This is a genomic window from Paraciimarium castrense LEGE 11436 (genome assembly GCF_056633055.1).
Genome location: NZ_JBSJOW010000005.1, coordinates 13,251 through 28,485 on the forward strand (window position 1 = coordinate 13,251; position 15,235 = coordinate 28,485).

Genomic DNA, 15,235 nt, shown 5'->3' on the forward strand with positions numbered 1-15,235 from the left:
CCCAATGGGGGCAGCGATTCCATGAGTGGCGAGCGCGTCGGTTTTCGCTTCCAGCACGCAGATGCGGTGGTGAAGCGCAACCCCCAGGGCCGCTCTCGCCGCGGCTGGGTGATGGAGCCGGTCGAGCAGACCACCAGCCGGGGCACCAAGATGCCCGCCTATCGGATCCGCTGGCGGGACAGCGAACGCCCCGAGATCGTGCTGCAGCACATGCTGATCGCCGATCCCGACCCCACCCCCCCACCCGAGGGCGTCAGCCTGGTGCCCCCCGCCCCCAAGGCTTGAGCCGGTAACCAGGGCCTAGGCGGGTCGCTCAGCCCTGGCGGCGCCGCAGACGTTCCAGGTCCTGTTCCGCTTCGAAGGCGGCCCAGTCCCGCTCCAGGTCGGCGCCGCCGGCGGCCCGGCGGGCCTGGCTCTGGCGGGCGGCCAGCTCAGCGATTCCCTGCTCGATCTCCGCGAAGCGGCTGCCCAGGGCGGCGAGTTCCTCCCAGTGGCGCCGGCCCTGCAGCATCAGCGCCTCGACCCGCGCCTCGGCCCGGTCGGCCAGGGCGCCGGCGCCGGCGGATCGGGCCTTGAGGATGCGGGCCTGCCAGGAGCGGATCTCCTCGGCCAGCTGCAGCAGCCCCTGGCGCTGGCGCTCGGCCTGGCTCTGCAGGGCCCGGCGCTGGGCCAGCAGGTCGCGGCGCTGGTCGCGATCGTTCTGATCCCGCAGCAGGGCTTCCTGCTCGGGGTTGGCGGCCAGAAAGGCCTCCAGCTGGGTCTCCAGCCGGGCCTCCAGATCCTCCAGCCAGCTCATAGCGGCGGCTGAACCGGCGTGGGCTCACCCTCGGGGGTGGTGAGCAGCGGCGCCTCAATCTCCTGCTGCAGGGGTGTGATCGCGGCCTCCCGGGAACAGAGCAGCAACTGCGTGAGGCGCGCTACGGCCCCCTCGCCCAGGCTGGCATCGCCGATCCGGTCAAAGGCCCGGCGGTAGAGCTCCTCCAGCTCGCCCACCAGCTCCTCGCGCACCTGGCGCATCGCCGCCCGCTGTTCTTCCCGGCTCATGGTCAGCTCTCCCGCTGCTCTGGCGCAGTCCGCTCTGAGTCTGCTCCCTGGGGGACGCCCCGGCCCTGCGCCTCCGGCACCAGCAGGTGCAGCGACAGGTCGCCGGCGGGGTCGCTCCAGCGCCGCACGGCCCGCCAGCCCGCCGCTGCCGCCAGGGCGGTGAAGGCCTCGGGGCTGTACTTGACGCTGTATTCGGTGATCAGCTCCTCGCCCGCCCCGAACCGCCAGCGGCGGCCGGCCAGCTGCACCTCCTGCTCCTGCCGGCTCACCAGGGCCATGGCGATGCGGCTGTGGTCGGCTTCCCAGCGGGCCCGGTAGGTGAAGGCGCTGGGATCGAAGCTGCCGCCCAGGTCGCGGTTGAGGCGCACCAGCAGGTTGCGGCCGAAGGCGGCTGAGGCCCCGGCCGCATCGTTGTAGGCCGCCTCCAGCTGGGCCCTGTCCTTGGGTTGGTCGATGCCGATCAGCAGGCAGCTGCCGGGGCCGAGCAGCCGGCTGAACTGCTCCAGCAGCCGCCTGGCCTGGTCGGGGCTGAAGTTGCCCAGGGAGCTGCCGGGGTAGAAGCCCAGCAGGCGCTCGCCCTGCAACAGGGGGTGCTCGGGCAGCTGGGCCAGCAGGCTGTAGTCACAGCAGATGCCGAGCACGGGCACGGCCGGGTGCTGGGCCTGCAGGGCCTCGCAGGCGCCGGCCAGGTGGCTGGCGCTGATGTCCATCGGCACGTAGGCCGGTGGTCGCAGCGCCCTCAGCAGCGGCGCCACCTTGCGGGCATTGCCGGCGCCGAATTCCACCAGCACGCCCTCGCCCAGGGCCGCGGCGAGCTCGTCTGCCCGGCTCTCCAGCAGGGCCGTTTCCACCCGGGTAAGGCTGTATTCAGGCTGGGCGCAGATCGCCTCGAACAGGCGGGAGCCCTCGGCGTCGTAGAGGAGCCAGGCGGGCAGCTGCCGCGGCTGCCGGGCCATGCCCTCGCTCACCAGGCGCACCATGTCGGCTGGCTCGGGGTGCAGGTCGATCAGCTCGGTGGGGGTGGCCGTGGCGGCGGCAGGGCGGCTGGCGGGGGCGGATGGCGGAGCGGTCACGCGGCTGAGGGGCTGGAGGGGCTGGGGTGATCGGGCGGGCTGGCCAGGTCGGGGCGGGCTTCGGGGCGGTCCTGGGCCAGCCGCAGGCCGGAGGCCATCCAGCGGCAGCCAGGCGGGAAGAAATTGCGGTAGGTGGGTCGAGCATGGCCCGGGGGCGTCAGGTAGGAGCTGCCGCGCAGCACCATCTGGGAGCTCATGAATTTGCCGTTGTATTCGCCCACGGCTCCCGGGGCGGCGCGGAAGCCCGGATAGGGGCGGTAGGGGCTGGCGGTCCACTGCCAGAGCAGGCCATGGGCCTGGGGCAGGCGCCCGGCCAGGGCTTCCCACTCGGCCTCCGTGGGCAGGCGGGCCCCGGCCCAGCGGGCAAAGGCGTCGGCCTCGAACCAGCTCAGGTGACGCACGGGCGCCTCGGGGTGCAGCGGCTGCGGGCCCGCCAGGGTGAAGGCATAGGGCTCGGCCGTGCCGTCGCGCCAGTAGAGGGGGGCCCGCCAGCCCTCGGCCCTGGCCAGGGCCCAGCCCTCGCTCATCCACAGCTCCGCTCGGCTGTAGCCCCCATCGGCGATGAAGGCGGCGTAGGCGCCGTTGGTCACCAGCCGCTCGGCGAGCGCGAAGGGGTCTAGCCACTGGCGATGCCTGGGCGCCTCGTTGTCGAAGTGGAAGCCGGCGCCCTCGTGGCCGATCTCCAGCAGCCCGCCGGGGTGCTCCAGCCAGCCGGATGCCGACGGGGAGGCTTCGCCGCCTGCAACCCAGGCGCTGCGGAAGCGCTCCTCGGGTTCGGCCGCGTAGCAGGGCTCGAGGGGATTGCGGCTGAAGCCGTCCAGGAGGTCCATCAGCAGCAGTTCCTGGTGCTGCTGCTCGTGCTGCAGGCCCAGTTCCAGCAGTTCGTGGCTGCTGGATGACGGGCCCGGGCCTGGCTCCTGCTCCAGTGGCCCGTGCTGCTCCAGCAGCCTTTCCAGGGCCTGATCCACCTGCTGGCGCCAGGCCAGCACGGCCTCGATCGGCGGGCGGCTCAGCAGCCCCCGCTCGGGCCTGGGGTGGCGGGCGCCGATCGTGTCGTAGTAGCTGTTGAACAGGAAGCCCCAGGCCTCGGGCGCCGCCGTGAAGCCCAGCTCCGCGCCGGCCGCCTGCTGGGGCCGGAGCACGAAGGTCTCGAAGAACCAGGTGGTATGGCCCAGGTGCCACTTGGGCGGACTGGCGTCGGCCATGCCCTGCAGGCAGAGGTCTTCCGGCTGCAGCGGTGCGATCAGATCCAGGCTGTGCTGACGCACCTGACGGAGCCTGGCCGGCAGGCCTGTGGTCATGGGAGTGCCGGGTGCAGGCCCGACCTTAGGGAGGTTGCCTACGATCCCGCCAGGCGGCGGTCACGGCATGGGGCAGATCACTCAGGGCTTCGTCGGGGCGGTGGGTCACACCCCCCTGATCCGCCTGCATGCCCTGAGTGAGCTCACGGGCTGCGAGATTCTGGGCAAGGCGGAGTTCATGAACCCCGGCGGCTCGGTGAAGGACAGAGCCGCCCTGGGCATCCTGCTGGAGGCTGAGCAGGAGGGTCTGCTGCGGCCCGGGGGCACCGTGGTGGAGGGCACGGCGGGCAACACCGGCATCGGCCTCACCCACCTCTGCAATGCCCGCGGCTACCGCGCCCTGATCGTGATTCCCGACACCCAGTCGGCCGAGAAGATCGGGCTGCTGCGCAGCCTCGGGGCCGAGGTACGCACCGTGCCCGCCGTGCCCTACCGCGACCCCAACAACTACGTGAAGCTCTCGGGCCGCATCGCCGCCGAAACCCCCGGGGCGGTGTGGGCCAATCAGTTCGACAACCTGGCCAACCGCCGCGCCCACTACAGCTCCACCGGCCCCGAGATCTGGGAGCAGACCGACGGCCGGATCGATGCCTGGGTGGCGGCCACCGGCACGGGCGGCACCTACGCCGGCGTGGCCCTGTACCTGAAGGAACGCAACGCCGCCGTGCGCTGTGTGCTCGCCGATCCGGAGGGCAGCGCCCTCTACAGCTGGGCCAGCAGCGGCGAGCTGTGCAGTGAGGGCAGCTCGATCACCGAGGGGATCGGCAACAGCCGCATCACCGCGAACCTCGAGGGGGCGCCGGTGGATGACGCCGTGCGCATCGTCGACCAGGCCGCCCTCGACACCATCTATGGCCTGCTCTGGCAGGAGGGCCTGTTCCTGGGGGGGTCGGTGGGCATCAACGTGGCCGCGGCTGTGGAGACGGCCCGCCGCCTCGGCCCAGGCCACACGATCGTCACCGTGCTGTGTGACAGCGGCGACCGCTACCGCTCCCGGCTCTATGACCGGGAGTGGCTCGCCACCAAGGGGTTGCGGCAACCTGAGCGGGCCCTGGCCGCGGCCGGCTGATGCCCCCTGATTCCGCTCCTGCCTTGCAGCCGGGTGTGCTGATCGGCGATCGTTACAGGCTCGATCAATGCCTCAGCCAGGGAGCCCAGGGCAGCCTCTGGCGCGCCCGCGACCAGCTGGCCGGCGACGGCTTCGTGGCTTTGCGGCGGCTGGAGCCCAGCATTGACCAGGCCGCCGCCCTGGCCCGCTGGGGCCAGCTGCAGGGGGTGCTCCATCCCCAGGTGCCACGGTTGGGCAGCGCGGTGCGGGACGCTGACGCCCTCTGGCTGGTGCGGGAGTGGCAGGCGGGCCGCACCTACCAGCAGCTGATCGAGGTGCGGGCCGAACGGCAGATGGTGTTCGGTGCCGGCGAGGTGCTGTTGCTGGTGCGCCAGCTGCTGCCCGTGCTGGCGGTGCTGCATGGCCAGGAGCTGGTGCACGGCGATCTCTGTCCGGCCAACCTGCTGCGGCGCGACAGCGACGGCCTGCCCGTGCTGCTCGACTACGGGCTGGTGGCGGGCGGCGTGGTGGTGACTCCCGGCTATGCGCCGCCGGAGCTGGCCCACAGCTCCAGGCCCGAGGCCTGGATGGACCTGCATGCCCTCGGCGTGACGGCTCTGGTGCTGCTGAGTGGCGATGCGCCGGCCACCCTGCTCGATCCGGTCACGGCCCAGTGGCGCATGCCCGCCGCCCTGTCCGCTGAGCCGGATCTGCAGAACACCCTGCAACGGCTTCTGCAGCGCCAGCCGGATCAGCGCTTCGCGTCGGCCAGCCAGGCGCTCACGGCCTTTCAGGCCCTGGCCATGCCTGAGTCCACCGGCCCGGTGCCCCGGGCCGACCGCACCGTGGTGCTGGTGCCGCCGCCGGTGCGGGAGCCGGCCAGCTCGGTGGCAGCCGCCAGGGACAGCGCCGGCCCCCCAGGCGCCGCTGCTGCGGCCTCCCTGGCCGCGGCCGCCCCGCTGGCCGCCGCCCCTGCCGCTCCGCCGGAACTGCCGCCCCTGCGCTCCCCCGCGGCCGCCACCCCGGCCCGCAGCCGTGGTCAGGCCAGGGATGAGGCCGCTGAGGGCGGTCTCTGGCCAGTGGTGATGGCGCTGGTGCTCTCCGCCGTGGTCGGCACGGCGCTCGGTTGGTGGTGGCTCAGCCGCGGCCGCCAGGCGGCGCCCACGGCCCCGGATGCGGCCCTGCAGCTGCCCGACAGCCTCCCTCCTGGCGAAGTGGACCAGCGCCAGCAGCTGCTCAACCGGCTGCGGGCCCTGCAGGTGGATCGCACCTGGTTTCTGAAGCTGGTGGACGCCAGCCTGCTGGCCCAGTTCCCGGAGCGGGGCGGGCGCCCGCCCAGCGACTCCCTGGAAGACGCGCCCCTGCGCAAGGTGTGGAACGACCTGGCCGAGGAGTGGCTGGCCCGGGTGGAGCAACTGCCGCTGGAGATCCGCCGTCGTCTGGGCGGCTTCAGCAACGCCGACTGGCAACGCCGTCAGCAGAGTCTGGCCAGCCAGGGCATCAGCCCCCAGGTGCTGCTCCAGCTGGTGTCGGGCAATGCCCAGAGTCTGCTGCGCGGCCGCCAGGGCACGGCGATCCCGGCGGAGCCGTTCCGCCAGCTCTGGTTTGCCGCCGCGGAGCAGATCCTCGGCAGCATGCAGATCGAAGCGATCGAAGCCCGGCCCCTGCAGACCCAGACGATCTCGGCCTCGGTGGAGGCCGGCGGAGCGCGGCTCTTCCCGGTGCGGCTCACCCCGGGCCACCGGCTGGTGCTGGGGGTGAATGGCTCGCCCCTGATGGCGATGAGCGTGTTCAGCGCCGACGGCACGCTGCTGGAGCCCAAGGGCCCGCTGCGCGTGGTGAGCCTGCCGGCTCAGAAGGCCTCCCCGGTGCAGCTGCTGGTGACCAATGAGGGGGTCGCGCCGGCGTTGATCACCCTGTCGCTGCGGGCCGATCTGCCCGTGCCGAGCGCCCCTCCGGAGCCCCCCACCCCGGTAGCGCCGGAGCCTGCCGGGACGCAGGACTCGCCGCCGCGCTCAGCTCCTGCTTTGACCCGACCTGAGGATCCCCCTGACGGCGGCCCTCCGCTGCCCCGGGATCCCTCGCCCGCGGCCGGCAACTCCCCCAACGGAGACGACGGGCCGGGCGAGCCGGGTCCCTAGAGCCGGGCGATGGCGGAGCGGGTGTCCTTGGCCTCCTGTTTGCGCCGCTCCTCCTGCCGTTTGTCGTGCAGCTTGCGGCCCTTGCCCAGGCCCAGGGACACCTTGATCCAGGAGCCGTGCAGGTGCAGGTTGAGCGGGATCAGGGTGAGGCCCTTCTGCTCCAGGGCCACGCGCAGCCGCTCGATCTCGCGGCGGTGGGCCAGCAGGCGGCGCACCCGCAGCGGCTCGTGGTTGAAGTAGGCGCCGGCATGGCTGTGGGGCGAGATGTGCACGTTGTGCAGCTGCAGCTCGCCGTTGCGGATCAGACAGAAGCCGTCGCGCAGGTTCGCCTGACCCGCCCGCACCGATTTCACCTCCGTGCCGAGCAGCTCGATGCCGCATTCGAGGTCGTCGAGGATCTCGTACTGGTGCCGGGCGAAGCGGTTGTCGGCCAGCAGGCGCCGCGCCGCATCCCGCTGGGCCCTGGCGGCCAGCTTCTTGGTGCCGCCCTTGGCCATGGTTTCGCTCTCGCTGCGCGCCTGCTCCACTGCCGACCCTAGGTGCCCTGCAGGCCGCCCCAGGCGGCACAGCGGCTGGGCGGGGCCGGTACCCTCCAGCCATGGCGATCGTCTCCTCCGGATCCCAGGGCCAGCACCCTCGCCGCAGCGGCGCTGGCTCCGGCCAGCGGCTGGTGGATCCCCAGGCTGATGCCGAGACTGACCCCCGGTCCGAGACTGAACCCCGGCCCGAGGCTGCCCCCGAGGCTCCCCAGGCCCGCGAGGACTCGCTGCGCCCGCGTCGCCTGGCCGACTACATCGGCCAGGGAGAACTCAAGCAGGTGCTCGGCATCGCCATCGAGGCCACCCAGGCCCGCGCCGAGGCCCTCGATCACGTGCTGCTCTACGGCCCCCCGGGCCTGGGCAAGACCACCATGGCCCTGGTGCTGGCCGAGGAGCTGGGGGTGCGCTGCCGCATCACCAGCGCGCCGGCCCTGGAGCGCCCCCGCGACATCGTGGGTCTGCTGGTGAACCTGCAGCCCCGCGAGCTGCTGTTCATCGATGAGATCCACCGGCTCAGCCGGGTGGCCGAGGAGCTGCTCTATCCGGCGATGGAGGACTTCCGCCTCGATCTCACCGTGGGCAAGGGCACCACCGCCCGCACCCGCAGCCTGCCGCTGCCGCCCTTCACCCTGGTGGGGGCCACCACCAGGGCGGGCTCGCTGAGTTCGCCGCTGCGGGATCGCTTCGGTCTGATCCAGCGGCTGGAGTTCTACGGCCTGCAGGACCTGCAGGCCATCGTGCAGCGGGCGGCCGGGCTGCTGCGCCTGCAGCTTGAGCCCGAGGCGGCCCTGGAGGTGGCCCGCCGCTGCCGGGGCACGCCGCGGATCGCCAACCGGCTGCTGCGCCGGGTGCGGGATGTGGCGGCCGTCAACGGTGAGCCCTTGATCACGGCGGCCCTGGTGGACCAGGCCCTCAGCCTGCACCGCGTCGACGGCCGCGGCCTCGACGCCCACGACCGTCGCCTGCTGCGGCTGATGCTGGAGGCCTACGGGGGCGGCCCGGTGGGGCTCGACACCCTGGCCGCCGGCCTCGGCGAGGACCCCGCCACCCTCGAGGCCGTGGTGGAGCCCTATCTGCTGCAGCAGGGCCTGCTGCAACGCACCCCCCGGGGGCGCTTGCTCACACCGGCCGGCCGCGCCCATCTCGACGCCCAGGGCGCCATCGCATGAGCTGGCGAGCCCTCGCTACCCGCCTGTCGAGGCTTCTGCTGGCCACCGGGTTGGTGCTGCTGGTCTGGCTGGGCAGCGCTGCCGCTGTTGGTGCCGATGGGGGTACCGGTGGAGGGGCCGCAGGTGCCGAGCCGGATCCCGCCGCCCACGAGAGGCTGTTCGAGCAGGCTCTGCTGGCCAGCCGTCAGGGGCGCTTCGGCGAGGCCCTGCCCCTGTGGGATCAGGTGCTGACCCTGGCGCCCGGCGACGCCGCCGCCTGGAGCAACCGCGGCAATGTGCGCCTGGCCCTGGGCGATGCCGAGGCGGCGATTGCCGACCAGAGCCGCGCCGCAGAGCTCGATCCGGCCAGCCCCGACCCCCACCTCAACCGCGGCACCGCTGAGGAGTCGCTGGGGCGCTGGCAGGCCGCCGCAGACGACTACCACTGGATCCTGGAGCGCGATCCGGCCGATGCCTCGGCCCTCTACAACCTCGGCAATGTGCTGGGCTCCCAGGGCGACTGGCCGGCGGCCCGGGCCAGCTTCGAGGCGGCGTCGCTGGCCCGGCCGGGCTTTGCGATGGCCCGCTCCAGCGCCGCCCTGGCCGCCTTCCAGCTGGGCGATCGCGCCGGCGCTGAACAGGCCCTGCGCTCGCTGATCCGCCGCTATCCCCTGTTCGCCGACGCCCGCGCCGGCCTCACGGCCCTGCTCTGGCAACAGGGCCACCGCGGCGAGGCCGAGAGCAACTGGGCGGCCGCCTCGGGCCTCGATCCCCGCTACCGCCAGGAAGAATGGTTACGGCAGACGCGGCGCTGGCCGCCCGCTCCGGTGGAGGCTCTCCAGCAGTTCCTGGCCCTCTCCTGAGCCGCACCCCCCTGAGCTGATCCCCTGATGCCCACCAGCCCCACTCCTCTTGCGGCGACCTCTGGCCAGGCCGGCGGCTCCGGTGCCGGCTTCAGCTGGCAGTGCCTGGGCCTGGAGGCGGAGCTGCAGGCCGTGCTGCCGGAGCTGATCCAGCTGCGCCGCCACCTGCATCGCCACCCTGAACTCAGTGGCCACGAGCAGCAGACGGCGGCGCTGGTGGCCGGGGAGCTGCGCCGCTGGGGCTGGCAGGTGCGCGAGGGGGTGGGCCGCACCGGCGTGCTGGCCGAGCTGGGGCCGGCTGGGGCTGGCCCGGGCGCCGATCCCTCCGATTCCACCGCTTCCTGCGTCGTGGCCCTGCGGGTGGACATGGATGCCCTGCCGGTGGAGGAGCGCACCGGGCTCGACTACGCCTCCACCACGCAGGGCCTGATGCACGCCTGTGCCCATGACCTCCACACCAGCGTGGGCCTGGGGGTGGCCCGCCTGCTCAGTGCGGTGGCCCAACGGCAGCCCCAGCTGCTGCGTCACCGGGTGAGGCTGTTGTTCCAGCCCGCTGAGGAAACCGCCCAGGGAGCGGCCTGGATGAAGGCCGACGGGGCCGTGCAGAACGTGGCGGCCCTGTTCGGCCTGCATGCCTTTCCGAGCATTCCGGTGGGCATGATCGGCGTGCGCAGCGGCAGCCTCACGGCGGCGGCGGGCGAGCTGGAGGTGGAGGTGCTGGGGGAGGGGGGCCACGGCGCCCGGCCCCACCAGAGCACCGATGCCATCTGGATCGCGGCCAGGGTGGTGAGTGGGCTGCAGGAGGCGATCTCGCGGCGGCTCGATGCCCTGCATCCGGTTGTGGTGAGCTTCGGCCGGATCGAGGGGGGCAAGGCCTTCAATGTGATCGCTGACCACGTGCGCCTGCTGGGCACGGTGCGCTGCCTCGACAACGACGTGCACGCCCAGCTGCCTGCCTGGATCGAGGAGACGGTCCACGCCCTGTGCCGGGGCCATGGCGGTGAGGCCCGGGTGCGCTACCGCTGCATCTCGCCGCCCGTGCAGAACGATGCGGCCCTCACCCAGCTGGTGGCGGAGGCCGGCTGTGAGGTGCTGGGCAGCCAGCAGGTGCAGTGGCTGGATCAGCCGTCTCTGGGGGCGGAGGACTTCGCCGAGCTGCTCGACGGCATCCGCGGCACGATGTTCCGCCTCGGGGTGGCGGGGCCCGACGGCTGCGCCCCCCTGCACAGCAACACCTTCGCCCCCGATGAGGGCGCCCTGGCGGTGGGCGTGCGGGTGCTCACCCTGAGCCTGCTGCGCTGGATGGAGCGGCCCCGATGAGTCCCCCCGTTGCAACCCGCCAGCGCCCGCTGCTGCACACCATGCTGGCCCTCTCGGCCCCGCTGCTGCTGGTGGTGGCCCTGGTGGTGCTGGCCCAGCGCCGCGGCCCCGACCGCTGGCAGGCGGTGCCGGCGCTGGTGATCGGCACGGCGCTGCTCGGCACCAGTCTTCACAGCCGCCGCAGGCGGCGCCGCTCGTTGCTGGCGGCCCTGCGCCAGGGCCGGCCATCCGCCAGGCTGGAGCCATGAGCGAAGCTTCCGACCCCCGCCCCCAGAACCAGCCCGCCGACCTTCCGGCGCTGGAGGAGGCCATCCTCTCCGGTGATCCCTCCCGTTCCATGCCGGCCCTGGTGGGGCTGCGGGAGGTGCCGGATGAGCAGGCGGTGCCGCTGCTGCTGCGGGGGCTGGAGCAGTCGGCCTTCATCGTGCGCTCCCTGAGCTGCGCCGGCCTGGGGGTGAAGCAGACCGAGGCCGGCTGGGAGGCCCTGGTGCAGGCCGTGCACCACGACGAGGACGCCAACGTGCGCGCCGAGGCGGCCAATGCCCTGGTGAGCTACGGGCTGGAGCGGGCCTGGCCCGTGGTGCTCGAGGCCTTCCGGGCCGACACCCAGTGGCTGCTGCGCTGCAGCGTGCTCTCGGCCGTGGCGGAGCACCCCGAGGCGCGGGCGGCGGATCTGCTCGAACTGGCGGAACTGGCCCTGGCCGATGCCGACGACACCGTGCGGGTGGGGGGCACCGAGATCCTCGGCCGCCTGGCGCAGCAGAGCCCGGCCCCGGCTGATGCCGGCGTGGTTGAGCGGGCCAGAACCCTGCTCAGCGGCCTGCAGCAGGACGGCGACCACCGGGTGGTGGCAGCGGCACTGAACGGACTGCAGGGCAATCCAGCCCAGGGCTGAGGGCCGCGGCAAGGCGCAGCCGGGGCAACCTTGCTAGCTTTTTGCTGTCACTAGGGGTGCCCCGCACACGCCACTTCCGGCGGGTGTTGCCAGGGCTGAGATCACACCCTCCGAACCTGATCCGGGTCATGCCGGCGCAGGGAAGTGTGCCGAATCCAACCGTGGTCCGCCTGGTCCCGGGAGTGTTCGGATCCGGAGTCGTGCCTTCCCATCCCCTGGCCCCCGGTCCGTTTGCACCCCCTTCCCGAGCCGATCATGCGCAGCGCCTGGATTGAGAAGCGTCGTGGCGACGCCAACGTGTCCCAGATGCACTACGCCCGCCAGGGCGTGGTCACCGAGGAAATGGCCTTCGTGGCCAAGCGGGAGAACCTGCCTGAATCGCTGGTGATGGAGGAGGTGGCCCGGGGCCGGATGATCATCCCCGCCAACATCAACCACCCCAACCTGGAGCCGATGGCGATCGGCATCGCCAGCCGCTGCAAGGTGAACGCCAACATCGGCGCCTCCCCCAACGCCTCCGACCTCGATGAGGAGGTGGCCAAGCTGCGCCTGGCCGTGAAATACGGCGCCGACACGGTGATGGATCTCTCCACCGGCGGTGTCAACCTCGATGAGGTGCGCACGGCGATCATCAACGCCTCCACCGTGCCGATCGGCACCGTGCCTGTGTATCAGGCGCTGGAGAGTGTGCACGGCTCGATCGAGAAGCTCGACGCCGACGACTTCCTGCACATCATCGAGAAGCACTGCCAGCAGGGCGTTGATTACCAGACGATCCATGCCGGCCTGCTGATCGAGCACCTGCCGCTGGTGAAGGGTCGCCTCACCGGCATCGTGAGCCGCGGCGGCGGCATCCTGGCCCAGTGGATGCTCTACCACCACAAGCAGAACCCGCTGTTCACCCGCTTCGATGACATCATCGAGATTTTCAAGCGCTACGACTGCAGCTTCTCGCTGGGCGATTCGCTGCGTCCCGGCTGTCAGCACGACGCCTCCGATGCCGCCCAGCTGGCTGAACTGAAGACGCTGGGTCAGCTCACCCGCCGCGCCTGGGAGCACGACATCCAGGTGATGGTGGAGGGTCCGGGCCATGTGCCGATGGACCAGATCGAGTTCAACGTCAAAAAACAGATGGAGGAGTGCAGCGAGGCGCCCTTCTACGTGCTCGGCCCGCTCGTCACAGATATCGCCCCCGGCTACGACCACATCACCAGCGCCATCGGTGCCGCCCTGGCCGGCTGGCACGGCACGGCCATGCTCTGCTACGTGACCCCCAAGGAGCACCTCGGCCTGCCCAACGCCGAGGACGTGCGAGAGGGCCTGATCGCCTACAAGATCGCCGCCCACGCCGCCGACCTCGCCCGCCACCGCCCGGGAGCCCGCGACCGCGACGACGAACTCAGCCGCGCCCGCTATGCCTTCGACTGGAACAGACAGTTCGAGCTCAGCCTGGACCCGGAGCGGGCCAAGGAATACCACGACGAAACCCTGCCGGCTGACATCTACAAGCAGGCCGAGTTCTGCTCGATGTGCGGACCCAAGCACTGCCCGATGCAGACCAAGATCACCGATGAGGATCTGGTCGGCTTGGAGGAGGTGCTGAAGGCCCAGGAAACGGCTGCAGCGGAGCCAGTGGGGGTCTGAGGCCAGAGCGGCTTGGCGATGGCGACGATGTCCGATGATCTTTGACGCGGTCTTGTGCATTGGAGAGCATCACGTTGATGTCGCCGTCACCTCGATCAGGTCGTTGCTGCTCTTCTCCGGGGCACGGACTATCTTTGCCATCGCCGCAGTTCAATCGTGGCAGCGCATCGCCGCCAGGTTGGAGCACGACTCCCGCATTCAATGGTTGAACGAGAGCCTTCTGCTTGATGGTGTCGGCCTTGATGCCATCAAGGAGCTTCTGCTCAGGCGCGTGTCATCTGACCTGAGGGCTGGTTGGTACTACCAGCAGCTCCTGAAAATGGGTGTGAGCTGTCTCCCGGAGATGGCGGACCATTACCTCATCTGGGACAGCGATACCGTAATGCTGAAGCCCATTCAGTTTTTTGATGCTGACGGCAGGGTGCTGATCAATCCCAGGACGGAGCACCACCCACCCTATTTCTCTGTGTTGCGGCGTGTTCTGGGGATCGATAAGCGGGTTGATTTCTCGTTTATAGCCGAACACTTTATGATCAATACTGTCACGATGAAGTTTCTTCTGAGTGAGTTGTCTGCCAACGCGCCTGCCGGCATGACCTGGATTGACTACCTTTTTTCTTGCATCGAAGATGGTCATCTTCGCGCCTCTGGGTTTAGTGAATATGAAACCTACGGGAACTTCCTCGCTTTCAGGTCTGCCCATAGCTTTTGTGTTCGGGAGCTTCAATCCACGCGAATGGGCACGGTTCTATTTGGCTTCCCGCCAGATCCCTACGCCCTGTTCAGCCTGATGCGCTCAGGCCATGCCTACGCCACTTTTGAGTCCAGGCATCGGACCTCCAGGCTTGGCGTGTTGACCAGACGCGCGATCTCCAGGGCCAGCTTCGCGTTCTGCCGGCTCACCAACCGGGGCAAGGAGCAGCGGCGAGCCGCCTTCGCCTTGGCCAGGTAGATCGACGCACACCCCCACGCCCTGCCCTCACCTTCCCCATGCTCACAATCGAAACAGTTGAGCTTCTGCTGCTGGTGGCGGCCGTGGTGGCCATGCTGGCCCGCCGCTGGCGCCTGCCCTACAGCGTAGGTCTGGTGCTGGGGGGCATCCTGCTGGCCTGGCTGCCCTTCGCTCCTGATATCGCCCTGACGCGGGAGCTGATCTTCAATGCCTTCCTGCCGCCCCTGATCTTCGAGGCGGCGATCTGCATCGCCTGGCCCGCCCTGCGCAAGGACCTGCCGGTGGTGCTCACCCTGGCCACCCTGGGGGTGGTGGTGTCCGCCGGCGTCACCACCCTGGGCATGCACTACCTGGCCCACTGGAGCTGGCAGGCGGCCCTGCTGTTCGGTGTGCTGATCTCGGCCACGGATCCGGTGTCGGTGATCGCCACCTTCAAGGAGGCCGGGGTGCATGGCCGCCTGCGGGAGCTGGTGGAGGCGGAGAGCCTGCTCAACGACAGCACCGCCGCTGTGGGTTTCGCCATTGCGATCGCCTTCGCCACCGGCGCCACGATCACGCCCCTGGGCACCGTCCAGTTTCTGGCACTCACGATCGTGGGTGGGGTGGCCTGTGGAGCCGCCGTGGCCGCGGCCCTGCTCGCCCTGGCCGGCCGCACCGAGGACCCCCTGGTGGAGATCACCTTCACCACGGTGGCGGCCTACGGCTCCTTTCTGCTGGCGGAGCAACTGGAGGTGTCGGGGGTGCTGGCCACCCTCACCGCCGGCATCATGCTGGGCAACCTCGGGCCCCTGGGCGCCATCTCCCCCAAAGGCCGCGAAGCGGTGGAATCCTTCTGGGAGTACGCCGCCTTCGTGGTGAATTCGCTGATCTTCCTGCTGATGGGAATGCTGGAGGCCCACCAGAATTTCTCCCGGGTGCTGCTGCCGATCGGCATCGCCATTGGCCTGGTGCTGGCCGGCCGGGCCCTCTCCACCTATGGCTGCTGTGTGCTGTTCGGTTCGTCGCCGCTGCGGGTGAAGGCCAACCACCAGCACGTGCTCTTCTGGGGCGGCCTGCGCGGTGCCCTCGCCCTGGCGCTCGCCCTGGGCTTGCCCACCAGCCTTCCCTACCGCGACGCCGTGGTGACAACGGCCTTTGCGGTTGTGGCCTTCTCGGTGATCGTGCAGGGGCTGTCGATCACGCCGCTGATGCGGGGGCTTGGGGAGATCGCGCCTGCACCGTCCGGCAGTCCTGTCGAGTTCTCGGGCTGAGCTGAGCGGGCCTCTGC

General features: G+C 70.9%; 16 protein-coding genes and 1 riboswitch. Of the genes, 11 read left to right on the forward strand and 5 right to left on the reverse strand.

The annotated features are described in order from the left end of the window. Nucleotides 1-21 precede the first annotated feature (21 nt). Nucleotides 22-285: a hypothetical protein gene (locus ACWJIO_RS08615; RefSeq protein ID WP_186698038.1), complete on the forward strand. Its 264-nt coding sequence runs from the start codon at nucleotides 22-24 to the stop codon at nucleotides 283-285. 28 nt (nucleotides 286-313) lie between these two features. On the opposite strand, the gene ACWJIO_RS08620 is transcribed toward ACWJIO_RS08615, so the two are convergent. From ACWJIO_RS08620 to egtB, 4 genes are all read right to left on the reverse strand, one after another. After that, nucleotides 314-796 (reverse strand): hercynine metabolism protein, encoded by a 483-nt coding sequence (locus ACWJIO_RS08620; RefSeq protein WP_480312840.1) that lies wholly within the window; start codon nucleotides 794-796, stop codon nucleotides 314-316. Continuing rightward, a complete protein-coding gene (locus tag ACWJIO_RS08625; RefSeq protein WP_480312841.1) occupies nucleotides 793-1,044 on the reverse strand; it encodes a hercynine metabolism small protein in 252 nt (83 codons plus the stop codon). The genes ACWJIO_RS08620 and ACWJIO_RS08625 overlap by 4 nt, the downstream gene beginning before the upstream one ends. 2 nt (nucleotides 1,045-1,046) lie before the next feature. Beyond that, a complete protein-coding gene (egtD, locus tag ACWJIO_RS08630; RefSeq protein WP_480313166.1) occupies nucleotides 1,047-2,024 on the reverse strand; it encodes an L-histidine N(alpha)-methyltransferase in 978 nt (325 codons plus the stop codon). Between the two features lie 89 nt (nucleotides 2,025-2,113). After that, complete coding sequence (gene egtB / locus ACWJIO_RS08635; RefSeq protein ID WP_480312842.1) at nucleotides 2,114-3,418, reverse strand: ergothioneine biosynthesis protein EgtB; 1,305 nt, start codon at nucleotides 3,416-3,418, stop codon at nucleotides 2,114-2,116. Between the two features lie 67 nt (nucleotides 3,419-3,485). On the opposite strand from egtB, the gene ACWJIO_RS08640 reads away from it, so the two are divergent. Together ACWJIO_RS08640 and ACWJIO_RS08645 are read left to right on the forward strand one after the other, a co-directional pair. Next, complete coding sequence (locus tag ACWJIO_RS08640) at nucleotides 3,486-4,487, forward strand: cysteine synthase A (protein WP_480312843.1); 1,002 nt, start codon at nucleotides 3,486-3,488, stop codon at nucleotides 4,485-4,487. Beyond that, on the forward strand, nucleotides 4,487-6,607 hold the full coding sequence (locus tag ACWJIO_RS08645) for a serine/threonine protein kinase (RefSeq protein WP_480312845.1): 2,121 nt from the start codon (nucleotides 4,487-4,489) through the stop codon (nucleotides 6,605-6,607). Before ACWJIO_RS08640 ends, ACWJIO_RS08645 begins: the two co-directional genes overlap by 1 nt. Here ACWJIO_RS08645 and smpB read toward each other — a convergent pair. After that, a complete protein-coding gene (gene smpB / locus ACWJIO_RS08650) occupies nucleotides 6,604-7,104 on the reverse strand; it encodes an SsrA-binding protein SmpB (protein ID WP_193913186.1) in 501 nt (166 codons plus the stop codon). The two genes, ACWJIO_RS08645 and smpB, sit on opposite strands and share 4 nt — an antisense overlap. Nucleotides 7,105-7,205: 101 nt before the next feature. On the opposite strand from smpB, the gene ruvB reads away from it, so the two are divergent. The 8 genes from ruvB (at nucleotide 7,206) to ACWJIO_RS08690 (ending at nucleotide 15,218) form a co-directional block, all read left to right on the forward strand. Further along, nucleotides 7,206-8,315: a Holliday junction branch migration DNA helicase RuvB gene (ruvB, locus tag ACWJIO_RS08655; RefSeq protein ID WP_480312847.1), complete on the forward strand. Its 1,110-nt coding sequence runs from the start codon at nucleotides 7,206-7,208 to the stop codon at nucleotides 8,313-8,315. Continuing rightward, nucleotides 8,312-9,157, forward strand: coding sequence for a tetratricopeptide repeat protein (locus ACWJIO_RS08660; protein WP_480312848.1), 846 nt, complete (start codon nucleotides 8,312-8,314; stop codon nucleotides 9,155-9,157). Before ruvB ends, ACWJIO_RS08660 begins: the two co-directional genes overlap by 4 nt. Nucleotides 9,158-9,184: 27 nt before the next feature. Further along, nucleotides 9,185-10,477, forward strand: coding sequence for an amidohydrolase (locus ACWJIO_RS08665; RefSeq protein WP_480312849.1), 1,293 nt, complete (start codon nucleotides 9,185-9,187; stop codon nucleotides 10,475-10,477). Next, on the forward strand, nucleotides 10,474-10,725 hold the full coding sequence (locus tag ACWJIO_RS08670) for a DUF3188 domain-containing protein (RefSeq protein WP_480312851.1): 252 nt from the start codon (nucleotides 10,474-10,476) through the stop codon (nucleotides 10,723-10,725). The genes ACWJIO_RS08665 and ACWJIO_RS08670 overlap by 4 nt, the downstream gene beginning before the upstream one ends. Continuing rightward, complete coding sequence (locus ACWJIO_RS08675; protein WP_480312853.1) at nucleotides 10,722-11,372, forward strand: HEAT repeat domain-containing protein; 651 nt, start codon at nucleotides 10,722-10,724, stop codon at nucleotides 11,370-11,372. The genes ACWJIO_RS08670 and ACWJIO_RS08675 overlap by 4 nt, the downstream gene beginning before the upstream one ends. A gap of 42 nt (nucleotides 11,373-11,414) precedes the next feature. Next, nucleotides 11,415-11,532, forward strand: a riboswitch (TPP riboswitch). Between the two features lie 95 nt (nucleotides 11,533-11,627). Further along, nucleotides 11,628-13,016: a phosphomethylpyrimidine synthase ThiC gene (gene thiC / locus ACWJIO_RS08680; RefSeq protein WP_480313168.1), complete on the forward strand. Its 1,389-nt coding sequence runs from the start codon at nucleotides 11,628-11,630 to the stop codon at nucleotides 13,014-13,016. 34 nt (nucleotides 13,017-13,050) lie between these two features. Beyond that, entirely contained in the window at nucleotides 13,051-13,968 is a 918-nt protein-coding gene (locus tag ACWJIO_RS08685) for a DUF6492 family protein (protein ID WP_480312854.1), read from the forward strand. A gap of 38 nt (nucleotides 13,969-14,006) precedes the next feature. Next, nucleotides 14,007-15,218 carry a cation:proton antiporter gene (locus tag ACWJIO_RS08690; protein WP_480312856.1) on the forward strand — a complete coding sequence of 404 codons (1,212 nt, stop codon included), beginning with the start codon at nucleotides 14,007-14,009 and terminating at the stop codon, nucleotides 15,216-15,218. Nucleotides 15,219-15,235: the final 17 nt, after the last annotated feature.